This is a genomic window from Glutamicibacter soli (assembly GCF_003309065.1).
In the GTDB taxonomy this organism is placed as follows: domain Bacteria; phylum Actinomycetota; class Actinomycetes; order Actinomycetales; family Micrococcaceae; genus Glutamicibacter; species Glutamicibacter soli.
Window position 1 is genome coordinate 281,862 of sequence record NZ_POAF01000005.1, and the last position, 23,649, is coordinate 305,510.

General features: G+C 66.2%; 25 protein-coding genes. 6 read left to right on the forward strand and 19 right to left on the reverse strand.

Annotated features, from left to right (window positions below; translation table 11 throughout):
• The first annotated feature begins 58 nt into the window (after positions 1-58).
• From C1H84_RS12130 to C1H84_RS12150, 5 genes are all read left to right on the forward strand, one after another.
• Entirely contained in the window at positions 59-865 is an 807-nt protein-coding gene (locus tag C1H84_RS12130; RefSeq protein WP_047119894.1) for an amino acid ABC transporter substrate-binding protein, read from the forward strand.
• Positions 866-940: 75 nt separating this feature from the next.
• Entirely contained in the window at positions 941-1,606 is a 666-nt protein-coding gene (locus C1H84_RS12135; protein ID WP_047119895.1) for an amino acid ABC transporter permease, read from the forward strand.
• Entirely contained in the window at positions 1,593-2,366 is a 774-nt protein-coding gene (locus C1H84_RS12140; RefSeq protein ID WP_113607519.1) for an amino acid ABC transporter ATP-binding protein, read from the forward strand. Before C1H84_RS12135 ends, C1H84_RS12140 begins: the two co-directional genes overlap by 14 nt.
• Before the next feature lie 46 nt (positions 2,367-2,412).
• The gene (locus C1H84_RS12145) at positions 2,413-4,149 is read left to right on the forward strand and encodes a helicase HerA-like domain-containing protein (protein ID WP_113607520.1); all 1,737 of its coding nucleotides are present in this window, start codon (positions 2,413-2,415) and stop codon (positions 4,147-4,149) included.
• Positions 4,150-4,210: 61 nt separating this feature from the next.
• On the forward strand, positions 4,211-5,233 hold the full coding sequence (locus C1H84_RS12150; protein ID WP_113607521.1) for a hypothetical protein: 1,023 nt from the start codon (positions 4,211-4,213) through the stop codon (positions 5,231-5,233).
• Positions 5,234-5,266: 33 nt separating this feature from the next.
• On the opposite strand, the gene C1H84_RS12155 is transcribed toward C1H84_RS12150, so the two are convergent.
• The 11 genes from C1H84_RS12155 to C1H84_RS12200 form a co-directional block, all read right to left on the reverse strand.
• Positions 5,267-6,520, reverse strand: coding sequence for an MFS transporter (locus C1H84_RS12155; protein WP_244910892.1), 1,254 nt, complete (start codon positions 6,518-6,520; stop codon positions 5,267-5,269).
• A 197-nt stretch (positions 6,521-6,717) separates the two neighbouring features.
• Entirely contained in the window at positions 6,718-8,625 is a 1,908-nt protein-coding gene (locus C1H84_RS12160; protein ID WP_113607523.1) for an NHL domain-containing thioredoxin family protein, read from the reverse strand.
• 176 nt (positions 8,626-8,801) lie between these two features.
• Positions 8,802-9,542: a hypothetical protein gene (locus C1H84_RS12165; RefSeq protein ID WP_113607524.1), complete on the reverse strand. Its 741-nt coding sequence runs from the start codon at positions 9,540-9,542 to the stop codon at positions 8,802-8,804.
• Positions 9,535-11,619, reverse strand: coding sequence for a bifunctional copper resistance protein CopD/cytochrome c oxidase assembly protein (locus C1H84_RS12170; RefSeq protein WP_244910893.1), 2,085 nt, complete (start codon positions 11,617-11,619; stop codon positions 9,535-9,537). The genes C1H84_RS12165 and C1H84_RS12170 overlap by 8 nt, the downstream gene beginning before the upstream one ends.
• Before the next feature lie 98 nt (positions 11,620-11,717).
• Complete coding sequence (locus tag C1H84_RS12175; RefSeq protein WP_113607525.1) at positions 11,718-12,884, reverse strand: Dyp-type peroxidase; 1,167 nt, start codon at positions 12,882-12,884, stop codon at positions 11,718-11,720.
• Positions 12,877-13,446: a copper chaperone PCu(A)C gene (locus C1H84_RS12180; RefSeq protein WP_047119904.1), complete on the reverse strand. Its 570-nt coding sequence runs from the start codon at positions 13,444-13,446 to the stop codon at positions 12,877-12,879. The genes C1H84_RS12175 and C1H84_RS12180 overlap by 8 nt, the downstream gene beginning before the upstream one ends.
• 94 nt (positions 13,447-13,540) lie before the next feature.
• Positions 13,541-14,125 (reverse strand): copper resistance CopC family protein, encoded by a 585-nt coding sequence (locus C1H84_RS18275; RefSeq protein WP_181728122.1) that lies wholly within the window; start codon positions 14,123-14,125, stop codon positions 13,541-13,543.
• A 50-nt stretch (positions 14,126-14,175) separates the two neighbouring features.
• Positions 14,176-14,784, reverse strand: a complete 609-nt coding sequence (locus C1H84_RS18280; RefSeq protein ID WP_181728123.1) for a hypothetical protein — start codon at positions 14,782-14,784, stop codon at positions 14,176-14,178.
• Between the two features lie 141 nt (positions 14,785-14,925).
• Complete coding sequence (locus C1H84_RS12190; protein WP_047119907.1) at positions 14,926-15,210, reverse strand: HU family DNA-binding protein; 285 nt, start codon at positions 15,208-15,210, stop codon at positions 14,926-14,928.
• 272 nt (positions 15,211-15,482) lie between these two features.
• A complete protein-coding gene (locus tag C1H84_RS12195) occupies positions 15,483-15,767 on the reverse strand; it encodes an HU family DNA-binding protein (protein WP_047119907.1) in 285 nt (94 codons plus the stop codon).
• Between the two features lie 169 nt (positions 15,768-15,936).
• On the reverse strand, positions 15,937-16,929 hold the full coding sequence (locus C1H84_RS12200) for an SDR family NAD(P)-dependent oxidoreductase (RefSeq protein ID WP_113607527.1): 993 nt from the start codon (positions 16,927-16,929) through the stop codon (positions 15,937-15,939).
• A 134-nt stretch (positions 16,930-17,063) separates the two neighbouring features.
• Between C1H84_RS12200 and C1H84_RS12205 the strand changes: the two genes are divergently transcribed.
• Complete coding sequence (locus tag C1H84_RS12205) at positions 17,064-17,675, forward strand: DnaJ family domain-containing protein (RefSeq protein WP_047119908.1); 612 nt, start codon at positions 17,064-17,066, stop codon at positions 17,673-17,675.
• Positions 17,676-17,735: 60 nt separating this feature from the next.
• Here C1H84_RS12205 and rpsN read toward each other — a convergent pair whose 3' ends face one another.
• From rpsN to C1H84_RS12245, 8 genes are all read right to left on the reverse strand, one after another.
• Positions 17,736-18,041, reverse strand: coding sequence for a 30S ribosomal protein S14 (rpsN, locus tag C1H84_RS12210; protein ID WP_047119909.1), 306 nt, complete (start codon positions 18,039-18,041; stop codon positions 17,736-17,738).
• Positions 18,042-18,044: 3 nt separating this feature from the next.
• On the reverse strand, positions 18,045-18,215 hold the full coding sequence (gene rpmG, locus C1H84_RS12215; protein ID WP_022874359.1) for a 50S ribosomal protein L33: 171 nt from the start codon (positions 18,213-18,215) through the stop codon (positions 18,045-18,047).
• Positions 18,216-18,217: 2 nt separating this feature from the next.
• Positions 18,218-18,454, reverse strand: coding sequence for a 50S ribosomal protein L28 (gene rpmB, locus C1H84_RS12220; RefSeq protein WP_047119910.1), 237 nt, complete (start codon positions 18,452-18,454; stop codon positions 18,218-18,220).
• A gap of 330 nt (positions 18,455-18,784) precedes the next feature.
• The gene (locus C1H84_RS12225) at positions 18,785-19,285 is read right to left on the reverse strand and encodes a MarR family winged helix-turn-helix transcriptional regulator (protein ID WP_053799457.1); all 501 of its coding nucleotides are present in this window, start codon (positions 19,283-19,285) and stop codon (positions 18,785-18,787) included.
• Between the two features lie 287 nt (positions 19,286-19,572).
• Positions 19,573-20,364, reverse strand: coding sequence for an ABC transporter permease (locus C1H84_RS12230; RefSeq protein ID WP_113607528.1), 792 nt, complete (start codon positions 20,362-20,364; stop codon positions 19,573-19,575).
• The gene (locus tag C1H84_RS12235) at positions 20,365-21,291 is read right to left on the reverse strand and encodes an ABC transporter permease (protein ID WP_113607529.1); all 927 of its coding nucleotides are present in this window, start codon (positions 21,289-21,291) and stop codon (positions 20,365-20,367) included.
• The gene (locus tag C1H84_RS12240) at positions 21,288-22,427 is read right to left on the reverse strand and encodes an ABC transporter ATP-binding protein (RefSeq protein WP_113607530.1); all 1,140 of its coding nucleotides are present in this window, start codon (positions 22,425-22,427) and stop codon (positions 21,288-21,290) included. Before C1H84_RS12240 ends, C1H84_RS12235 begins: the two co-directional genes overlap by 4 nt.
• Positions 22,424-23,647, reverse strand: a complete 1,224-nt coding sequence (locus C1H84_RS12245) for an ABC transporter substrate-binding protein (RefSeq protein ID WP_113607531.1) — start codon at positions 23,645-23,647, stop codon at positions 22,424-22,426. Before C1H84_RS12245 ends, C1H84_RS12240 begins: the two co-directional genes overlap by 4 nt.
• Between the last annotated feature and the right edge of the window lie 2 nt (positions 23,648-23,649).

The following is a 23,649-nucleotide window of genomic DNA, read 5'->3' on the forward strand; positions in this document are numbered from 1 at the left end:
CGCGGCCGCCGGCCGTTGTGTACGGTTATCCGTTCCCTAGCATCCTTGTGAGGTCATCGTGAAACGCATCGCTCCCCTGCTGGCCACCGCCGCCGCCCTTGCCCTGACGCTGAGCGCCTGCGGCGGATCCCCGGACAGCGGCGGCACCCCCGATGAAGCGGGCGCCTCCGCGCTGCAGAAGGTCAAGGACGCCGGCGTGCTGACCGTGGGCACCGAAGGCACCTATCGCCCCTTCTCCTACAATGAGGGCTCCGAGCTGACCGGCTACGACGTGGAGGTCATCAAGGCGGTCGGCGAGAAGATGGGTGTCGAGGTCAAGTTCCAGCAGACCCAGTGGGATGCGATCTTCGCCGGGCTGGACGCCGGGCGCTTCGACGTGATCGCCAACCAGGTCGCCATCAATCCCGAACGCGAAGCCAAGTACCTGTTCTCCGAGCCCTACACGGTCTCCACCGGCGTGATCGTCACCAAGAGCGACAACACGGACATCACCTCCTTCGAGTCGCTCAAGGGCAAGAAGACCGCGCAGTCGCTGACCAGCAACTACTACGAGACCGCGAAGGCCGCCGGCGCCACCGTGGAACCGGTGGAGGGCTGGGCCCAGGCGGTCACCCTGCTCAAGCAGGGCCGCGTGGATGCCACCGTCAACGACAAGCTGACCTTCCTGGACGCGCAGAAGACGCACCCGGATGACAGCATCAAGATCGCCGCCGAGGCCGAGGACAAGACCGATTCGGCCGTCGCGCTGCGCAAGGACGCCACCGACCTGCAGGAGGCCATCAACACGGCTCTGGACTCCCTGCGCGCCGACGGCGAACTGGCGAAGATCTCCGAGAAATACTTTGGCGAGGACGTCAGCAAGTAGCGACCGGCTTCCCAGTAGACTGGCTCCACACGTAGCACGCGTGGAGCCGGTTTCATTTTTCGCAAAAGGTGACCCATGGACTCGAATTGGCAGTTGTTCCTCGACTCGCTCTGGCCGCTGACCCAGGCCGCGATCACCGCCAGCATTCCGCTGGCCGTCATCAGCTTCGCCATCGGCCTGGCCGTGGCGCTGCTCATGGCGCTGATGCGGATCAGCGGCAGCAAGGTGCTCTCCTCGGTCGCCCGCGTCTACATCTCGATCATCCGCGGCACTCCCCTGCTGGTGCAGCTGTTCGTGATCTTCTACGGCATGCCCTCGATCGGGCTGACCATCGACCCGTGGCCCAGCGCCATCATCGTGTTCAGCCTGAACACCGGCGGCTACTGCGCCGAGATCCTGCGCGCCGCAATCCTCTCGGTCCCGGCCGGGCAGTGGGAGGCAGGCTACACCGTCGGCATGTCACGCACCCGCACGCTGTACCGCATCATCCTGCCCCAGGCCGCCCGCGTCGCGGTGCCGCCGCTATCCAACTCGTTCATCTCCCTGGTCAAGGACACCTCGCTGGCCTCGATCATCCTGGTCGGCGAGATGTTCCGCAAGGCGCAGGAAATCACCGCAGTGACCTTCGAATTCATGCTGCTGTACTGCACCGCGGCCGGCATCTACTGGGTCATCTGCCTGCTGCTCTCCGCCCTGCAGAATTCACTGGAAGGAAGGCTTGAAAAGCATGTCGCCAAGTAACCAGGCCGCAAGCCTGCTGACCGTCACCGGCCTGCACAAGTCCTTCGGGGCGAACCAGGTGCTCAAGGGCATCGACTTCACGGTGCACACCGGCGAGGTGGTGGCGTTGATCGGGCCCTCGGGATCCGGCAAGACCACCGCGCTACGCTGCCTGAACGGACTGGAGATCCCGGATGCCTGCACCGTCGCCTTCGCCGGCGGCCCCGAGGTCGCCTTCAGCGCGGGCTTCAAGCCGAAGCAGGCGCAGATCCTGCGCCAGCGCTCGGCCATGGTTTTCCAGGGCCACCATCTCTTCCCGCACCTGAGCGTGCTGCAGAACGTGACCGTCGGCCCGCTGGAGGTGCAGAAGCGCCCGCGCGCCGAGGTCATGGAGCAAGCCACGGCGCTGCTGGCCCGCGTCGGGCTGGCGGACAAGGCCCAGGCCTACCCGAATTCGCTCTCCGGCGGCCAGCAGCAGCGCGTGGGCATCGTGCGCGCGCTGATGCTCAAGCCCGACCTGCTGCTCTTCGACGAGCCGACCAGCGCGCTGGACCCGGAGCTGGTCGGCGAGGTGCTGGTGGTCATCAAGGAGCTGGCCCAGGAAGGCTGGTCGATGGTGCTGGTGACCCACGAGCTGGCCTTCGCCCGGGACGTCGCGGACACCGTGGTGTTCATGGACGGCGGGGTCGCGGTGGAAACCGGGCCCGCCTCCCAGGTGCTCGCCGCGCCGCAGAACCCGCGCACCCAGGCCTTCGTCCAGCGTCTGCTGCACCCCTTTTAGAGGCTCACCGGTTCCCATGCCAGCCGCGGAATTTCTGCATTAGGCTATGGCTATGGAATCCGCGCTGCTGACAAACCTGATCAACGGGTACGCCTTCACCACCGACTGCCTGGAGCTGGGCGCTGCGATCGTCGACGGGGCCGCGCGCCCCGAGGCACAGGTCCGCGTACCGCTGTCGATGCTCAACCGCCACGGCCTGATCGCCGGAGCCACCGGCACCGGCAAGACCGTGACCCTGCAGGTGATGGCAGAGCAGCTGGCGGTCGCCGGCGTACCGGTGTTCCTGGCCGACCTCAAGGGCGACCTCAGCGGCCTGGCCCAGCCGGCCGAACCCAGCGCGAAGCTCGACGAGCGCCTGGCCGGCATCGGGCACCGCTTCACCGCCCGGTCCAACAAGGTCGAATTCCTGGTCCTGGGCCAAGGCCCCGGCGGCATCCCGGTGCGCGCCACTGTGGACTCCTTCGGCCCCATCCTGCTGGCCCGCGTGCTGGAGCTGAACGAGACCCAGGAGCAGGTCCTGCAACTGGTGTTCCACTACGCCGACACCCGCAAGCTGCCGCTGGATGACCTCAAGGACCTGAAGTCGGTGCTGGAATTCCTGCTCGGTCCCGAAGGCAAGGAAGACCTGCGCTCGCTGGGCGGGGTCTCCCCAGCCAGCGCCTCGGTGATCCTGCGCGGGCTGACCATCCTGCAGGCCCAGGGCATGGACCCGTTTTTCGGGCAGCCCGAATTCGACACCGCAGACCTGCTGCGCAGCGAGGGCACCGGGATCATCAGCGTGCTGGAGCTCCCCGCGCCGAACCGCCAGCCGCTGCTGTTCTCCACCTTCCTCATGTGGCTGCTCGCTGACCTGTTCGACGAGCTGCCCGAAGCCGGGGACCTGGACAAACCCAAGCTGGTGTTCTTCCTGGACGAGGCGCACCTGCTATTCAAGGGGGCCTCCAAGGCCTTCACCGAGGCCGTCATCTCCACCGTCCGGCTGATCCGTTCCAAGGGTGTGGGCCTGTTCTTCATCTCGCAGTCCCCCGCCGACCTGCCCGACGAGGTGCTGGCGCAGCTGGGTACCCGGGTGCAGCACGCGGTGCGCGTGTTCACTCCCAAGGACGCCGAAGCGCTCAAGGAGGTCATGGGCACCTTCCCGGCCGGCGAACTGGACTTGAAGACCGCGCTCACCCAGGCAGGCGTGGGTGAGGCAGTGATCACGGTGCTCGGCGAGAAGGGCGTGCCGACCCCCGCCGCGTGGACGCGGCTGTCTTCCCCGGGCTCGCGCATCGGCCCGGCCGACGCCTCGGTGGTCTCCGGCATCATCGCCGCTTCCGCTCTGGCGGCCAGGTACTCCACCGCGCTGGACCGCGATTCGGCCCATGAAATGCTCACCGGGCAGCCCGCTGCCGCCCAACCGGCCCAAGCGCAGCCTGCCGCGCAGCCCGCCAACCAGCCCGGCACCCCGGAGCCGGCGTCCGCGAGCTCGCAGGGCGGGCCGGCGACCAGCGCTGACATCGACGAGGAAGCCCGGCGCATCGCCGAGTCCATCCTGGGCAAACCCACCACGGTGCCGGCCAGCGACTTCCCGATGCCGGACTACCAGCAGGGCCCGGAGCCCGAACCTGCCCCGCGCTCCCGCCGCAAGGATTCGACACCGCAGGACTCGACCTCCTCGCGGCGCCCTGCCGAGCGCACGCAGAGCAGCGAGCTGATGGATTTCGCGTTGGATGCGGCGAACATGCTCGGGCGCGAGGTGCTGCGCGGCATGTTCGGCACCCGCAAGCGCAAACGGCGGTGAAACACCGCAATAAGTAGCCCGGTTTCAGGGTCGGCGGTGAAAACCGATAGCCTGAGACGTGATGAATTCTCGTACCTCAGCGCCCGTCACCGCTTCGCGCATCGCCGTGCGGTGGGCCATTGCCGCCGTTGTCGTCATAGCCCTGCTGGTCGGCGGCGCGCTGGCCGCCAACCGCCTGCTCTTCTCCCCGCAAAAGCAGGTCGCCTTGCTGCAGCAGTACCTGGCCGCGGGCGACGGCGCCCATGCGCTGGGCCTCATGCAGGCCACGGTGCCCCAGGGCGACGCGGTCGCGCTGGACGGCGAGGTGCTCAAGCGCACCCAGGAAGGCATCACCGACTTCACCGTCGACGCCGCCGTGCCCAGCGAGCAGGATCCGGATCTGCGCCAGGTCACCGCGCACTACAAGGCCGCCGGGGTGGAGAAGGAGTCCACCTACACACTGCGCCACACCGGCAAGAACTGGCTGTTCTTCGACACCTGGGCCTTCGAGCCATCCACGCTGCCGACGGTGCAGATCAAGGCGAACACTGTCAACGAGGTCAACGTCAACCAGCAGGCCATCCCGCTGAAGGCCGGCACCAGCACGCTGCCGGTGTTCTACCCGGCGGTGCTCGACGCCAGCTTCAGCACCAAGAACTTCGAGGCGGATACCCGCGGCGTGGTGGTCACCGGGGTCGGCAAGCAGCCGGTGCAGATCGCGCTGAAGACCCAGCCGACCAAGGAATTCATCGCCTCCATCAGCGCCAAGGTCAAGAAGTACCTCGACGGCTGCGCCACGCAGCAGGTGCTCATGCCCTCGGGCTGCCCGTTCGCCTACAACACCACCGCCCGGGTGGATTCCTCCTCGATCAAGTGGTCCATCGACAAATACCCGACCATCGATGTCAGCTACTACAACGGCGCCTGGATCCTGGCCCCGCTGGAGGTCAAGGCCAGCGTGAATCTGGTGGAGCAGGACCTGCGCACCGGCGCCAAGGAAGCGAAGAAGGTCACCGAGAAGTTCTCCTTCACCGCGCACCTGACCACCAGCACCACCGAGGTCTCCGTGTCCCCGGTGGCCGGCGGCGAGCAGGCCGCCCGCTAGCCTGCGGCCCGGCCGGCGGCCAGCGCGCGGCAGCTAGCGCAGGTTCAGCATTTCGCGGATCTGCGCGCGCAGCGGCACCGCGTCGTGGCGGAACTTCTGCCAGGCAACCAGCGCCGCGATGCTCGCGGCCAGCGACAGCCCGGCACCGATGGACACCGCCACCCGCACCCCCAGCTCCTCGGCCAGCCAGCCGATCAGCGGCGAGCCGATCGGGGTGCCGCCCATGACCACCATCAGGTACAGCGCCAGCACGCGCGCCCGGTATTGGGCCGGCACCGAGGTCTGCACCATGGTGTTGCAGCTGTTTAGGAAGGTCAGCGACGCCAGCCCCACCGGCACCAGCATGATGCCGAAGAGCACGTAGTTCGGCATCCAGGCGCTGGCCAGCGCGGAAATGCCGAAGGCGATGCCGCCGCCGATCAGGTAGCGCCAGCGCGGGCTGGAGCGCCGGGCGGCCAGCAGCGCGCCGCCGAAGGTGCCCACCGCCATGATGCTGCCCAGGATGCCGAATTCGCCGGCGCCCACCCCGAAGGCCTCGGTGGCCATCATCGCGTTGGTCATCTGGAAGTTCAGCCCGAAGGTGCCGATCACGAACGCGAGCCCGAAGATCAGCAGCAGGTCGCGCCGGCCCTTCACGTAGCGGAATCCCTCGCGCACCTGCCCGCGCTCGCGCTTGACCGGCTTGGCCGGGTGCAGCTGGCCCTTGCGCATGAACACCAGCGAGGAGATCACCGCCAGGAACGAGGCGCCGTTGACTAAGAACGCCGGGCCGGTGCCGAAGGTGGCGATCACCGCGCCGGCCACGCCGGGGCCGGCAAGCCGGGCCAGGTTGAAGTTCGCGCTGTTCAGCGCCACCGCGTTGGCCAGATGGGTGCCCGGGACGATCTCGGAGACGAAGGCCTGGCGGGCCGGGGCGTCGAACGCTGAACCGATGCCCAGCAGGGTGGCCAGGATGTACACGTGCCACAGCGCCGCGGTCTCGGTGACCACCAGCAGGCCCAGCACGATCGCGCACAGGCCCATGAACGCCTGGGTCATGATCAGCAGCCGACGCTTGTTGAAGCGGTCGGCGACCAGCCCCGCATAGGGACCGAGCAGCAGGATCGGCAGGAACTGCAGGCCGGTGGTGATGCCGGTGGCAGTGCCGTCGTTGTCGGTGAGGACCGTGAGCACCAGCCAGTCCTGCGCCACGCGCTGCATCCAGGTGCCGATGTTGGAGACCAGCGCGCCCGCCACCCAGTTGCGGTAGTTGGGTATTTCCAGAGCCCGGAACATTTGCGATGCCATCAGTATCTGCCGGATCCCTCCGGCGCCTCCCGCATCCAGTCTAGCCATGCGTGCGCCGGACTTGCTGAGGTTTCCTCATATTTCTCTTCCGGGGCGCTTGCGGGGCAACCACCGGGACCCCGTTGAATGCCCGATGCCGGCCCCGCTCGCGGTGAGCGGGGCCGGCATCGGGACGGGCCTGGGAGCCTGGCGGCAGGCTAGTTCACGCCGCGCAGGTCAAGCTGCAGCTCGTTCTCGCCCTCGGCGTCCAGCAGCACCGGGATGCCCCAGTCCTGCTGGTACAGGTGGCAGGCCGCGTGGTCCGGGATCTCGCCGCCTGGCTCGCCGTCGCAGGCGGCCGCGCGGGCGGTGATGTGCAGGACGCCCTCGGCAACCTGCGGGTTCAGGCTCAGCGTGCGGGTCAGGCCGGTGGAGGTGCCCGCGCCGTCGAGGATCAGCTCCTCGGGGCTGGCGGAGATCTTCAACTGGGTCGGATCTCCCCAGCGGTCATCGAGCTTCTGGCCCTTCGGCGCGGCGAAGCGCACCTGGATCGCGTGGGCCCCTGCCTGCACCCGGGTCTTGGGGCGCTGGGTCTGGCTGGCGCCCTCGTCGATGACCAGCGCCTCGGCGGGGATCGGGATGCGCACCAGCTGGTGGGTGTTGGTCTCCACCACCAGCAGCACCGGGTCGCCGTCCACGGAAGCGTCCACCAGCACGTCGGCCGGCTCCTTCAAGCCCTTGGCCAGGGTGGAGACGGTGTTGGTCGACGGGTCGAAGCGGCGCACCGCGCCGTTGTAGGAGTCGGCGATCGCGATCGAGCCGTCCGGCAGCACCGCCACGCCCAGCGGGTGCTGCAGGCGCGCCTGCTCGGCTGCGCCGTCGCGGAAGCCGAAGTCGAACAGGCCCGCGCCGATCGCGGTGTGCACGGCCACGGCGTGCCCTTCGGAAATCTCGATGCGGCGCAGCGCGCTGGTCTCCGAGTCGGCCACCCACACGTCCGCCCCGGCCAGGGCCAGGCCCGAAGGCTGGGCGAACCACGCCTCGGTGGGCTCGCCGTCGGCCAAGCCCTCCAGGCCGCTGCCGGCGAAGACCGACACGGCGCACGTGCGCGGGTCGAAGGCGAAGATCTGGTGGGTGCCGGCCATCGCGATGACCACCAGGCCCGATGGGTGGTAGAGCACGTCCCACGGGGAGGAGAGCGAAATGTTCAGCGCGTCGGTGCCCAGCTGCGTGGGCTGCTGCGCGCTGCGCGCGGTGTCCGCATCCAGCAGGCGCTGCACGCCGTTGCCGGCCAGCGTACCCACCGCGCCGGTGGACAGGTTGACCGAGCGCAGGCGGTGGTTCACGGTGTCGGCGACGATCACGTCGTAGCCAACTTCTGCGGCAAGCTCCGCCGGCAGCGCGGTCAGCCCCTGCAGCTCGTTGAACTGCGCGGTGTCCGCGTCGCCGTCCGCGTAGCCCTTCACGCCGGCGCCGATGGTGCGCACCAGCTGCAGGTCGGCGGTCAGCTCCACCAGGCGGTGGTGGCCCGAATCTCCCACCAAGAAGTTGCCGTTGCCCAGCGAGATGGCCTTGCCCGGGAAGCGCAGGTCGCCTTCGCGGGCCTCGGGCGCCACGTAGGGGCCGTCGCCGCGGTGCAGGGTGCCCTTGGCCTCGTGCTCGGCGATCAGTTCCTCGATCAGCGAGCCCAGGCCCTGGGCGTGGCCCTCGCCGGAAAGGTGCGCGACGATGTAGCCCTCGGGATCCAGCACCACCAGGGTCGGCCAGGCGCGCGCGCCGTAGGCCTGCCAGGTCACCAGCTCCGGGTCGTCCAGCACCGGGTGGTGGATCTCGTAGCGCTCGACGGCGGCGGCCAGCGCCTCCGGGTCGGCTTCGTGCTCGAACTTCGGGGAGTGCACACCCACGGTGACCAGCACGTCGGAGTACTGCGCCTCCAGCGGGCGCAGCTCGTCGAGCACGTGCAGGCAGTTGATGCAGCAGAAGGTCCAGAAGTCCAGGATCACGATCTTGCCGCGCAGGGCTTCGAGGTCCAGCTGCTTGCCGCCGGTATTCAGCCAGTTGCGGCCCAGCAGTTCGCTGGCGCGGACCTTGTAGTTGGCTCGGACCGAATCGGAAGTGGCGCTCATGGGCATCCTTTCGCAGTTGCCTGGGTGTGGCAGATTGTCTTCAATTATCCGCCACCGCACCGGTGGGGACTAAAGGTGTTAAGCAACGTTGAGTGCCGCCCCGGCAGGCGCCGGATTCGACTCCTGCGCAGTGTAACCCGCGCGCGCCCGGCGGTATTCCCCGCGCGCCTGCGGCGCTACTGCACCTGGGTCATCGCGGTGTCCAGGATGCTGGTGGCCACCTGGTTGAAGGTCTTGTCCTCCAGCGGCTGGGAGGAGACGAAGGAGACCATGCCGGCGTAGTTCCCGGTGGCGGAGATCAGCACCAGCGAATCCTGCGGGTACTTCCCGTTGCGCGTGTAGTACAGCGCCGAATCCACCGAGTCCACCTTCGGGTCGGAGAACTTCAGGGTCTCGGAGTAGTCAAGCCCGTTGATCTTCACGCTCCGGCAGTCAGCCAGGATGGCCGACACGTTCGCGAAGTGCTCCTTGAGCTCCTGGCGGTCCTGGTCGTTCTCCAGCTTGGCGACCTCGATGGAACCGGTGATGTTCTGCGACTCGTTGGTGAAGTCGGTGCGGGCCGCCTCGGTGCCCAGCTGCACCGGGGACCAGTTCAAGTCGTCGACCGGGGCCGCGCAGCTGCCCGGCAGCACCACGATGTCCTTGAGCGTATCGGTCGGCTTTTCGGCCAGCGCCTTGAGGTCCTCGCCCTGGATCTTCGCGGAGTTCGGGAAGCCCAGCTTGGCGGCGATCACGGCGCCTGCGGTGGCGGCGACCTCGGCGGTGCTCAGGTCCGGCACCTCCGGGGTCTGGGTGGCCGACTCCCCCGAGGCGATCTTGTGCGTCTGGTCCTGCGGCATCTCGGCCGGTTCGGCCGCGCAGGCGCTGAGGGTGAGCAGCAGGCCCGCTGCCATCAGTGCGGTGAACTTCTTAGCCACGGGTTTCCTTCTCATCGATCTTCTTGTAGCGCTCGAACATCTGGTTGTAGGCTTCCAGCTCGGCATCGCCGTCGCGGTCGGCCTTGCGGTCGTAGCGTTTGGTGTCCTTGTTGTCCTGGCGCAGCCAGGAGACCGCGACCATGATGGCAAGCACCAGGGTCGGGACCTCGCCGATCGCCCACATGTAACCGGCGCCCAGCTCCTGGTCGGCGATGGCGCTGCCGCCCCAGGTGCGGCCCATGTTGCCGAAGTAGTCCGGGGCCAGCAACTGGGTGGTGCTCATCAGCGCGACGCCCACGAAGGCGTGGAAGGCGACGGTGGCCAGCAGCGCCACCAAGCGGATCGGGTACGGGTAGCGCTTCGGGACCGGGTCCGCATCGATCAGCGAGAGCGCGAACAGGTAGCCGGTGAGCAGGAAGTGCAGGTTCATCAGCTCGTGGCCTGCGTGGTAGACCATGGCAGGTTCCAGCACCGGGGAGAAGTAGAAGATCACGATCGACCCGGCGAAGTTCACCGCAGCGAAGATCGGGTGGGTGATCACCTTCGAGTAGCGCGAGTGGATGACGTAGTTGATCCATTCGCGCGGCCCGCGGGTGCCGTCGGTGCGCGGGGTGAGCGCCTGCAGCAGCAGCGTCACCGGCATGCCCAGCACCAGGAAGATCGGCACGATCATGGTCAGCGACATGTGGTCGATCATGTGCGTGGAGAACTGCACCTTGCCGTAGACCGCGACGGCGCCGCTGGTCACGTAGAACAGCGCGGCCAGGCCGACGATCCAGCTGGCCAGGCGCAGGATGCTCGGCTTGTCGCCGCGGCGGCGCAGCGTGATGAACGCCCAGAGGTAGAAGGCCAGGCCGAACAGGCACACCGCCACCCAGATCCAGTCCATGCGCCAGACGGTGAACCAGCTGGACATGGTCGGCGCCTCGGGCAGGTCGTACCCGGTCAGCAGCCGCGCCGGGGACACCACCGGTGGGGCCTCGTCGCTGGTCGGCGGCGCGGTGCGGGCCAGCACGGTGGCCAGTGACATCACCGCGGCCATGATGGCGACCTCTGCGGCGATCACGCTCCAGGCGGCCTTCAGGACGCTGTAGTCGCCCGCCAGCAGCTTCGGGATCACCCGGCTGCGGTGCATCAGGCCCAGCGCGCCGAGCATCAGCGTGAGCAGCGCCTTGCCCATCAGCAGGAAGCCGTAGGTGGAAAACAGCTGGCCGACCTCGGTCACACGGATGACCGCGGAGGCCACGCCGGAGCCGATCATCAGGAAGATCGCGCCGGTGGCGACCGCAGAGAAGCGCTTGAGCACCACGCCAGCCAGCAGCTGGCCGCGCTGCCGGCCCGGGGCTTCGCCGCCCATGGCAGGGGCAAGCAGGCCGAGCATCATGATGCCGCCGAACCACAGGACCACGGCCAGCAGGTGCAGGCCGATGGAGTTCACCGCGGCGAAGTGGTCGTCGCCCCCGGAGGCGTGGCCGATGAACGCCAGCGGGATGATGCCGGACATCGAGAAGACCGCGGCGAGCCCCACCCCGGTCTTGGAGCGCACTGCCAGCGCCAGCGAGGTGGTGATCGCGGAAATCACGACCATCCACGCCCAGGCGCGGCCGGTGGTGATGCCCATGATGTAGTCCAGCATCGCCACGGAGTACTCCGGGCGCAGGTTGATCGGGATGCCGGCCAGGTCCCAGAAGGTCAGCATCAGCACCCCGGCGGCGGACAGCGTCCACACCACGCCGGCGCCCGCGGCGATGTTCATGCAGCGGGTGAAGGCCGGGTGGTCGTGGGTCTGGTCCTCGGCCTCGCCGGCGGCCGCGCGCTTGGTCTTCACCGCGCGCGGCACAATGGCCGCCGCGAAGACCAGCGCCGCCACGGCCAGCGCCATGGAGGTGTGGTGGATGGCTCGGGTGGCGGGCAGCGCCCAACGCACGAACGGCCCGGGGTCTCCCAGCAGGCTCGGCGCGGCGATTCCGGCGAGGAGCACCGCCACCACGAAGGTGAGTGCCATCGCCAGGATCCCCGGCAGGATGAAGCGGGTGACTTTTGGCGCGCTCTCGCGCTGTGCAGTATCTATGGCCATAACCTTTCCATCATCTCACTTGCCCGCGCCGGAGCGGAGGCCGCTGGGCGGTTTTCTGCCGGTCGGCGGTGCATCTCACACCGCCGGCCGGCAGCGGCCTAGCCCAGCAGCTGCTGGCCCAGGTACATGCCCGGTTCGATGCCCGGCAGGATCGCGTACAGCGCCGATCCTCTCGGGGTCAGCCAGGTGTTCAGCAAGTCCGCCTCGGCCAGCCGACGCTGCAGCGGGATGAAGCTGGTCGCCGGATCACGCTGGTAGCTGGCGAACAGCAGCCCGGAGGCCTCGACGTCGACGAAGTTATAGCCGCGGCGGTGGATCGCCTCCTGCGCGCTGCGCGGCATCGCGAGCGCCACGTGGGAGTTCGCACCGATCACCGGCAGCCCCACCTCGTTCACGGCATCCAGGTCCACCGGATCCTCCGGCACGCTGCCGGTCAACGGCGAGCCGTCGGACTGCCGGCGCCCCAGCGCGAAGTCGCGCCCCGAGGTGGCGACCTCGTCCCAGCCTTCCAGGTCCATCTCGAACCGGCGCAGCGCCAGCGTGGTGCCATTGGCGATCCAGCTGGGCTGATCCGGCGTGCCGAACACTGCCAGCTCGCGGGTCTCCCCCTGGGGGTTGTTGACCCCGTCGACCTGTCCGAACAGGTTGCGGAAGGTGTCGCCGGAGCCGCGCTGGTGCATGAATCCGCGCTGGATGAACTGCTTGTCCGCCAGCCCGCGCAGGTTCTTGGACACCGCGCGCACCGCGTGGGCCAGCACCGTGGGGTCCTGGCCGCAGAACTGGATGAGAAGATCGCTCTGCCCGTACCGCTTGTGCAGCTTGTCCCCCGCGAAGCCCGGCAGCGTGCCGACCTTTGCGCCGCCCATGACATCCAGCAGGCTCTGGCCGACCCCGACCGTGAGGGTCAGGTCGCTGGGGCCGGCTGCCATTTCGGCCTCGGTGTCAGCCAGCACTCCGCGCCCGGCGGTCAGCCGCTGCGCGTCGTCGGTGATCATCTTCAGCAGCGAGCGCAGCTGGTCCTTCTTGCCGCCGTCTCGCCAGTTGAGGTTCCAGCCGACGAAGACCGCGTGGGCCTGCGGCGCATCCAGGATCCCGGACTGGTACTTCCCGTGGAACGGGAGGTACTGCGGGCCCTGCTGCGCGGGCGCCGCGGCAGTGGCTGGCCCGGCCACGGCCTGCGAGGTGCCGAAGCCGGCGAGCACGCCGCCCAGCGCCGCGGCCGCCGAGGTGCCCAGCAGCATCCGGCGGGTTGGTGCATTAGCCATCGTGGTTCATCGATTCATGATCCATGGAGCCGTGGTCCATGCCGCCGTGATTCTCGTAGCTCTCCTTGGCGCCGGTGAAGTTGCGGACTTCGAACGGCACCTCGGTGCTCGATCCGTCGCTGAAGCTCAGGGTCAGCGACGCGGTTTCCGAGGCGACCAGCGGGGCCTTCAAGTCCATGTACATCAGGTGGGTTCCGCCGGGCTCAAGGACTGCGTCCTTGCCGGCCTCGATCTTCAGCGCGCCGTCCAGCTGCGACATCTTCGCGTCGGTGCCGGTACCGGTGGTTTCGTGGATCTGGATGACGTTGCCTGCCTGATCCTCGACCTTGGCCAGTTCGATGTCGGTGCTGCCGGCGTTGTGCAGCACGCCGAAGGCGGCGGTCATGCCCGTCTGGGCTGCCTTGGCCCAGGTTTCGCTGGCCTGCAGGGAAGATGCCTGGGTGGCCGGGCTTTCGGAAGCCGCCGCCCCGGTGGCGTTCGCGCCGTCCTGGGCGCAGCCGGTGAGCAGCAGTCCCAGTCCGAGCAGGGCGGCGGTGGTCTTCAGGGTGTTCTTGGTGTTCATGGGTTTCTCAAGCTTTCGGTGTGCAACCGGCGGCACGATTTTCCGGCGTGCGCAATCACGGCACGTCGGGCGCGCCGGTTAGGAATGGGGAAGATTATTTGGTGTTGCGCATGAACTTGACCAGTACGGCGATGACGCCGCCCAGCACCACGACGCCAGCAATGATCCAGACGACCGGGTTCATCCCGGCGCCCAGGTCCTGCACCGGCTGGACCGGCTGTACGGTGGGCTGATCCGCGCTCGGCGACGCTGGAGCGCTTTCCGAAACGGTTGCGCTCGGCACGGCAGAGGCAGGTGCGTCGACGGTGAAGTTGATGGAGTCCTCCACCGGGTGCCCATCGGAGGAGATCACCCGCACGGCCAGGGTGTATTCGCCGGAGGCAAGCTCGGCGTCCGGCACCACGGTGACGGTGGTGCCCTTGGTGCTGGCGGTGGTCGCGACCTTCTTGCCCGCTTGGCTCAAGGCGACGACGGTCGAGTCGGTGCCCGAGAGCTGCTGCAGTTCCGCGGAGAAGGTCATCGTGATCTCCTTCGGCGAGCTCTTCACGCTAGCGCCGTTCTCCGGGCTGGAGCCGGTGAGGAAGTCGTGGGCGTTGGCCGCCCCGACGGTTCCCAAGGCCGCCAGCAGTGCGACCGCCGCGCCGGCGATCAGTCGGGAGATGTTGTTACGCAGTTTCACAGTGGTCCTTCCAGGTCCCCGGGGTCCGGGGGAGTACGTATTGATGGGGTTCAGGCGCTCAATACGAAGGAAGGCGGTCCGCGCCGTTCGGGCAACCTGCCCAGCTGCGCAAGCTTGAGTTGGAAACGCAGCGGGTAGTAGCCGGGAATCGGGCGCAGTTCCGGGACCGGAATGCGGATCAAGGACAGGAGCAGTCGGGCAGATCCCAGGGTAAGCACCCCGCGCAGCGGAACGAGCAACCGCTCGGCGCCGTTCAGCACGAGGATGCTGGTTGCGGCGGCCAGCACGTGGGCGTAGAGCATCGATTCGCTCTGCACCTGGGCGTATTGTTCGACGATCTGGCCCGAGAGATCCACGGGACCGTGATGGGCCGCGTGTTCCATTGCGGCCAGCGGCCCGGTCTCGCCATGGCTCATCACCGACAGCGACAAGTGGAACAGCCCTTGGCTGAGCATAACCACCAGGCTGGTGGCCCACAGCGAGAATTTGCGTCCCAGCATGGCCATGGCGATCACGGCCGAGACGCAGGTGATCAGCAGCATTACCATCAGCGACATCTTGGTCGGTGCCTGGTGCGCGTGGGCGGCGAACGCGGTCCAGGTGCACACTGAAGCCGCGAGCCAACCGCGCACAACGCGGATCGCTGGGTTCTTGGGCACGTGGTTCAGCCGTTCGTCGACGGGTAGGTGATCACCGCTGATTCTACGCGAAGTAGAAGATTGCCTCAAAGTCCGGGGCATGCCAAAGGCCCGGGTCCGCGACATCGCGTGGAACCGGGCCTTCAGGAAAGCTTGCGGTGCTTACTTCTTGGCGACAGCGGCCTTCAGCTTCGAACCAGCGGTCAGCTTCACCGAGTGGCCGGCAGGAATCTCGATGGCTTCGCCGGTCTGCGGGTTGCGGCCGGTGCGAGCTGCACGGTCGGTGCGCTCCACTGCCAGCCAGCCTGGGATCGAAACCTTCTCGCCCTGCGAGATCTGCTCAACGAAAACGTCGAAAACAGCATCCAGAACACCGTTGACGGCAACCTGGGAGTTTTCGGTCTTCGCTGCAACAGCGGCAACAAGTTCGCTACGGTTCATAGCCAATGTATGTCCTCCTGGACTAGTGGTCCAAGGCCCGGTTCAGACCTCGAACGCCGCGCGGTCGCACGGACTTATCAGTCAAGAACATACCAAACCTGAGGGAGAGAAACGCCCGAAAACAGCGTATTCTCCGGGATTTTTTCAGCTATTGCCCATTTTTTGGGCCCAAAGGCGGCAATTCTTGACCCGAACGGCGTTAAAACGCTTAACGAAGCCGCCCGCCGGGCCGAAGCGGAGCTTCGTTCCGGCGGGCGGCTGCGGGAAGGATCGGGGTACTACTTCTTGGCGACAGCGGCCTTCAGCTTCGAACCAGCGGTCAGCTTCACCGAGTGGCCGGCAGGAATCTCGATGGCTTCGCCGGTCTGCGGGTTGCGGCCGGTGCGAGCTGCACGGTCGGTGCGCTCCACTGCCAGCCAGCCTGGGATCGAAACCTTCTCGCCCTGCGAGATCTGCTCAACGAAAACGTCGAAAACAGCATCCAGAACACCGTTGACGGCAACCTGGGAGTTTTCGGTCTTCGCTGCAACAGCGGCAACAAGTTCGCTACGGTTCATAGCCAATGTATGTCCTCCTGGACTAGTGGTCCAAGGCCCGGTTCAGACCTCGAACGCCGCGCGGTCGCACGGACTTATCAGAGATGAACTTACCAGCAATAACCGTCAATTCCTGCATCAATCCGCGGATTGCATGGAGTTTCTCCTGCCATTCGAGGTGTGAAAGTTCACGAAATCAGCCGTGTGCGAACGGGTCGAATCCGTCGTTAGCCGCCGTGAACAGTTGCCAGGCGCGCTGCTGCAGTTGCTTGCTGCGGGTGCTCTTTGCGGGGCTGGCCAGTGTAATCGGGCCCTTCGAGACGTATTTGGGCCCCAAGTACACGCCGGTCGGTGCGGAGCCGAGGTCCGGGTTCAGCGCCGCCTCGACGATGGCGACCGCGCCTTCGTGTTTGCCCTGCGCGAAACCGGCCTGCAGCTGCCCCTGCAGGCGTTTGGCGTAGCCGGGCTCGTTGACGCCGGCGATCTGCGGAGTCAGCCCGGACACCGAATAACCTGGGTGCACGGTGATGGAGCGTGCCGGCCAGGACAGCTGGCGCAGGCGCCGGTCCAGAGCCAAGCCGAACCCCTGCAGCACGGCCTTGGACTGCGCATAGGCCCGGTAGGGGTGGTAGTCCTGCTCGAGTTTCAGGTTCTGCAGGTCGGCCTGCAGCATCAGGGTGGACATCGAGCCCAGCGCGATGAAGCGCAGCGGGTGGGACGCGAAAGTTGCGGCGAGCTCCCCCACGAGCCGCGCATGGCCGAGCACGTTGGTCGTCATCACCTGCTCGTAGCCGAGCAGCCCGGGCTGGCGCGTGCGCGGGGTGTGGATGATGCCGGCGTTGGCGACCAGCACGTCGATGGTGCGGCCGCGCAGTTCGGCGGCCAGACCCACCGCGGAGGCCATGGAGTCCGCGTCGAACTGCATGAATTCGAGTTGCGCCTGCGGCACGCGTCGGCGGATCTGCGCGGCGGCGTGTTCGGCCCGCGCCTGGTTGCGGCAGGCCATGAGCACGGTGGCCCCGCTCTCGGCCAGGGCCAGCGCGGTGAAGAAGCCCAGCCCGGCGTTGGCCCCGGTGACTACCGCGGTCCTGCCTCGGCCCAGGCCGGCCCAGCGGCCGCGGTTTGCATGGACGTCGCCCAGCGGTTGCGTGTACTGGGGTGCTGAATGTCTACCGGTGGCTTGCTGCATGGCTTCCACGCTACTATGCGCCCGCTGCGGGTTCCGGAAGGCTCGGGCCGGTTCGGCTGTGAATACGCCATGCCCGCCCGCACGGCGCAGGGGTCATCCTTGAACACGCGGTGGCACGGTGGGAAAATAGAGCCATGGGTGCCCCGAAACCTGACGAGAATGCGGCACTGAACGCCGCCCGTTACAAGTTGAGCCAATCGGCTGGCGAACAGTTGCCGGTGGACGAATACGCCGAGGCCACCGGCATGGCCCCGGTGGACAAGGCTCCGAGCACTCCCCTGCAGTTCTACGCCGAGGACGAGGCCTGGGAGGTCGCGAACTCCGTGCTGGACGAGGCCTTTGCTCGCGGCGACTTCGACAACCTCGCCTTGGCGGGAAAGAATATCGACCACATCACCAACACCACCGATCCGGACTGGTGGCTGAAGTCGATGATGCACCGCGAGAAGATCTCCGGTCTCGGCCCGCCGGCGCTGACGCTACGAGTGGAGGACGAGCATATGGACCAGACGCTGGACCAGCTGCCTACCGAGGCGGCGGTGCGCGAACATATCGAGGACTTCAACCAGCGTGTTATCGAGGCCCGGCGCCAGCTGCTGGGCGGCCCTCCGGTGATCACCGCCCTGCGCGATGCCACCGCCGAGGTCCTTGCCTGGCAGCAGCGACGTCGCGCCGCCGCCCCGGCCCATGAGGAACAGCCCGACCAGGCCACGCGCCGCTGGTGGCAACGCAGGAAGCGGGCTTAACGGCGAAAGCCGCCCTCCCGAAGGAGTGCGGCTTTCGCTAAGTCAGAAGACTTGCAGGTCTTACCAGGAAGACTTGGTGATGCCCGGGAGCTCACCACGGTGTGCCATGTCGCGGAAGCGAACACGGGAGATACCGAACTTCTGGAAGGTACCGCGTGGGCGGCCGTCAATGGCGTCGCGGTTGCGAACGCGCACTGGGGAAGCGTTGCGTGGCAGCTTCTGCAGGCCAACGCGGGCTGCTTCGCGAGCCTCGTCGGTGGCGTTTGGATCGATCAGGGTCTTCTTCAGTTCGAGGCGCTTTTCAGCGTAACGCTCGACGATGACCTTGCGCTGTTCGTTCTTTGCGATCTTGGACTTCTTGGCCATGTCTTAGCGCTCCTCTCGGAATTCTACGTGCTTGCGGACTACCGGGTCGTACTTCTTCAGAACCATGCGGTCTGGGTCGTTACGACGGTTCTTACGGGTTACGTAAGTGAAACCGGTGCCGGCGGTGGACTTCAGCTTGATGATCGGACGTACGTCCTTATCCTTCTTTGCCATTTTTAGAGCTTCACACCCTTCGCAATCAGGTCTGCAACAACAGCGTCGATACCGCGGGCATCGATGACCTTGATGCCCTTGACCGACAGGGTCAGGGTCACCTTACGGCGCAGCGAAGGCACGTAGTAGGTCTTCTTCTGGATGTTCGGATCGAAACGACGCTTGTTGCGACGGTGCGAGTGGGAGATGCTATGTCCGAAGGCCGGAGTAGTACCGGTTACCTGGCAAACAGCTGCCATGATCACTCCTCAGTTAGTTAGTAGTAAAAATTCGACGGTACTCGCGCGTGCTGCCCATAAGTGAATATCGACAGCACATCTGCGTTATGAGTCCCGCCAACCAGTGAAACACCGTTATTACTGCACACTAGGAAGAAACCAGGCTGGGTGAGAACCAACCGAAGAGCCTTAAAGTATGTAAGACGGTGAACTTCGCAGCCGATCGAGCATTTTCCCCGTACTCAGTGGGTTGCGACATTCGGTATTACGGGCTATTCGTGCATGCCAAGATCCCAAATGATGGCATTACGGCATGCGCGATTAACGCCAGATAAGCTTATCGAGAATTTCTCAGGGTTCCAAATCCTTGGAAGGGTCCTGCAGGATCCAATGCTCCGGGTCCATCCCCGCGGTCAACTTGCGGGTAATTCGTCGAAGATCGTTAATGTCCTTGTCACTCAGAGATTCGAAGAGCAGCGCACGGACAGTTGCCACATGGTGGGGTGCCATGCGCACCACAGCCTGCCAACCAGCGTCGGTTAATGAGGCGATTTTCACACGGGCGTCTTCTTCGGACTGCTCGCGTGCCACCCAACCGCGGACCTCCAGTTTCTTCACCACGTGCGACAAGCGCGAGAGCGAAGCGCTGGTGCGCGATGCCAGCTTGGTCATGCTCATCTTTCGCCCCGTGGACTCCGAGAGCATCGCGAGCATGTGGTAGTCGAAAAGGGTAATGCCATCCAGAACCTGCAGGTCCGAATCGAGGGCGGCAGGCAGCAGCGTCAACACCGCATTCAGCCCCAGCCATGCTTCGCGCTCCTGCTCCGAAAGCCAAACCGGCGTCTCGCCCATGAAGTTGTCCCATCTTTGGTCGTGCATCGCTCCCGCAGCATCAGCGGTGCGACGGTATTAATTTGCGGGCCGCAAGCGACCCACAGCAGCCCTTCCAACATTCCAAGGATGCGAAGCACCTCACACTAAGGGGGAAGCATTTTGTCACTCTCTTGGAAAGAACGGTGCTGAGGGCTCCATAGTATGCGAATTTCTCTTCGGGTGACAGCGCAGAACAACGACAGATTCTCGCCGGGACGCCACAGAGGGAACCCGGGCGTGCCAGGTTCCCTCTGGAGCAGGCGTGTTTAGACCTTTTCCAGTTGCTTCTTCTTGCGGTAGCTGATGATCTGCCCGATGATCACCACCAGCAGGGCGACGATGAACATCGCCGAGCCGATCATGTTGGCCTGGGCGGGGATGCCGCGGGTGGCCGAAACGTAGATGAACTTCGGGAAGGTCTGGAAGTTGCCGGAGTTGAAGTTCGTGATGATGAAGTCGTCGAAGCTCATCGCGAAGCTCAGCAGCGCGGCGGCCACGATGCCCGGAAGCAGCAGCGGGAAGGTCACCTTCCAGAACGCCAGCCGCGGCGAGGCGTAGAGGTCGGCGGCGGCTTCCTCAAGCCGCGGATCCAGCGAGGACACCCGGGCGCGGACCGTGACGATCACGAAGGACATGCAGAACACGGTATGCGCGATCACGATGGTCCAGTAGCCCAGCTCCCATCCAAGGTTCAGGAACTGCGCCAGCAGCGAGGCGCCGAGCACTACTTCCGGGGTGGCCAGCGGCAGGATGATCAGCACGTCGGTCAGCTTGCGGAAGCGGAACTTGTAGCGCACCAGGCCCAGCGCGATGCAGGTGCCCAGCGCGGTGGCGATCAGGGTGGCGACGATGCCGACCTGCAGCGAGTTGGCCAGCGACTCGCATACCGCCGGGGCGCCGCACGGGTTCGCCCAATTATCCCAGGTGAAACCGCGCCATTCGAGGTTGGTGCGGCCCGCATCGTTGAACGAGAACACAAAGATGTAGACGATCGGCACCAGCAGGTAGACGAAGGCCAGGCCTCCGACGACGGGAACAAACCAGCGTCCCAATTTCATTTACATCAGCTCCTTGGTGCCGAAACGCCGGATATAGATCGTGACCAGGACCAGGATGGAGACCATGAGCACGAAGCTCAGCGCCGCCGCCCCGGGGTAGTCGATGACCTTGAAGAACCTGGAATCGATCACCTGGCCGATCATCGTCGTATTGCGGTTGTTGCCCAGCAGTGCGGAGTTCACGTAGTCGCCGGCCGCCGGGATGAAGGTCAGCAGCGTGCCGGCGAAGATGCCCGGGGCGCTCATCGGCAGCGTGATCCTGAAGAAGGAGTTCATCGGGCTGGCGTACAGGTCGCCCGCGGCCTCCAGCAATCGGGTGTCCAACCGGCCCAGGTTCGCGTAGATCGGCAGCACCATGAACGGCAGGAAGTTGTAGGTCAGTCCGGCGACGACGGCGAAGGGCGTCGCGGTCAGGTGCCCGTCGGCTGGCAGGATCGCCACGAACTTCAGCGCCTGGGCGATGAAGCCCTCGTCGGCCAGGATCTGCTTCCACGCCTGCGTGCGCAGGATGAAGCTGGAGAAGAACGGGGCGATCAGCAGCACCAGCAGGATGCCCTGCAGCAGCGGCTTCTCGCGCAGCCGCACCGCCACCAGGTAGGCCATCGGGAAGCCGATCAGCAGCGCCAGCACGGTGGCGATCAGCGCGAACCAGAAGGAGCGCAGCAGCTCGGGCCAGTAGGCCGAGAGCACCGTCATGTAGTTGCCGATCTCGAAGCCCGGCACGAATTCGCCGATCTCAGCTCCCGGCGGCTTCACGTACAGGCTCATCGCCAGCAGCACCACCACCGGCAGCGCGAAGAACAGCGCCAGCACCAGCAGCCCCGGGGCCACCAGGTAGATGCCGGTGCGCCCCTTGCGGCGCTCGGCGCGGATCTCATCCTTGCTGCGCAGGTCGCTCAGGCCCGACTTGCTGATGGTCTGCGTCATTGCTCCACCCCCGCGTCCATGCGCTCGTCGCCGGCCAGGCCGAACGAGTAGTCGGCCTCCCAGTACAGGTAGACGGTGTCCCCCACGGCCGCCGGCTGCTGCCCGCGGTTCTGTGAGAAGGTGCCGATGCGCCCGATGCCCGGCACGTCCACCAGGTATTCGGTGGTGGTGCCGGTGAAGGACACGTCGATCACGGTGCCCGACAGCTCGTTGTGCGCTGCCCCGGAGGAGGTGCGGTCGATGGTGATCTTCTCCGGGCGCACGCCCACGACCACCTGCCCGCTGGTCTGCACCGCGCGGTCCTCGGGCAGCAGCACGCTGTGCCCGGCGACGTCGACCTCCAGCAGCCCGGCGCGCTTGCCGGTGACCTCGCCGCGCATCAGGTTCGACTTGCCCAGGAAGTTCGCGACGAACGCGGTGCGCGGCAGCTCGTAGAGCTCGCGCGGCGGGCCCATCTGCTCGATCCGCCCCTCGTTCATGACCGCGACGGTGTCGGCCATGGTCATGGCCTCCTCTTGGTCGTGGGTCACGTGGATGAAGGTCAGGCCCACCTCGGTCTGGATGGTCTTCAGCTCCAGCTGCATCTGCCGGCGCAGCTTCATGTCCAGCGCGCCCAGCGGCTCGTCGAGCAGCAGCACCTGCGGGCGGTTGACCAGCGCGCGGGCCAGGGCCACTCGCTGCTGCTGGCCGCCGGAGAGCTGGGCCGGCTTGCGGTTGGCAAGATGCGCCAGCTCCACCATTTCCAGCCCGGCCTGCGCCTTGGCCATCGCTTCGGGGTCCTTCTTGCGCTTCAGCCCGAACGCGACGTTCTCCAGCACGCTCATGTGCGGGAACAGCGCGTAGGACTGGAAGACGGTATTCACCGGCCGCTTGTGGCTGGGCAGCGAGGTGACGTCCTCGCCGCCGATCGAGATGCTGCCCTCGCTGGGTGCCTCCAGGCCGGCGATCATGCGCAGCGTGGTGGACTTGCCGCAGCCCGAGGGGCCCAGCAGCGCGAAGAACGTGCCTGAAGGGACCAGCAGGTCCAGGTCCTTGACGGCGACGAACTCGGCGAAGCGCTTCGTGATGCCGCGCAGCTCAAGGTCCGCCCCCGAGGTGCGGGTTTCTGGCAGGGTGGGTGCAAGATTGGCGTTCATACCCCGATCACTTCCTGGAATTGGTTCTGGAAATCTGTTTCTTCCTCCACCGACAGCTCGCGCTCGGAGCTGGTATTGGAAAGGAATTCTTCGGTCGGGAAGATCAACGGATCCTCCACGAGCTCGGGATCGAACTTCTCCATCTCCTCTTGGGCACCGAGAACCGGGCAGAGGTAGTTCACGTAGGCGGCGACCTCCGCGGCCACGTCGGGCTGGTAGTAGAAGTCCATGAGCCTCTCCGCGTTCTTCTTGTGCGGCGAGCCCATGGGCACCTGGAAGTTGTCGCTCCACAGCAGGCCGCCGCTCTCGGGCAGCGCGAACTCCCACTTGCCGCCCTCCTCGAAGTTCAGCTGCGTGATATCCCCCGAATAGGCCAGGCCGGCGATCGCGTCGCCGCTGATCAAATCCTGCTTGTAGGCATTGCCCTTGACCTGGCGGATCTGCCCGTTCCGGATATTACGGTCAAGCACTTCCAGGCTGCGGCCGAACTCGACCTGTCCCCAGGACCCGGCGATGTCCACGCCGTCGTCGAGCATCAGCATCGGCATCGTGTCGCGCATCTCGTCGAGCATGAAGATGCGTCCCTTGAGCTCCGGATCCCACAGGTCCTCGACGTTGCGCAGCCCCTTGGGGAACGCCTCCTTGTTCCAGACCAGGCCGGTGTAGCCGGACTGCCAGGTCAGGGACTTTTTGCGCCCCGGATCGAAGCGCACCTCCTGCAGCGCCGGCAGCAGGTTCTTGATGTTCGGGATGTTGTTGTGGTCCAGCTCCTGGGCGTAGCCCTGGCGGATGATGCGTTCGGTCATCCAGTCGCTGAAGACCATCAGGTCCTGGCCGATGTCCTGCCCGGCGGCCAGCTGGGCCTGCACCTTGCCGTAGTAGGAGTCGTTCGAATCGATGTCCTCCGCGTACTTTGCTTTCAGCCCGCTTTCCTTCATGAAGCGCTGCAGCGTCGGGTAGTTCTTGGCCTTCTCGTCGTAGTCAAGGTACAGGGTCCAGTTGGCCCAGTTCACCACGGCTTCGCTGTCCGACAGGTCGGTGGCCGGGGCCAGCGCCGCGGCGTTGCCCGAGCTGGTGCCCTTGGTCCCGCAGGCGGACAGCAGCCCGGCCAGGGCCAGGCCCGCCGCTCCTGCCAACACCGAGCGGCGCGAAGCCTGCGCCTGCTCGATGCCCTGCAACAGCCGTCGGCGCTGGTTATTGATAGCGCGTTGGCGCGTCATGC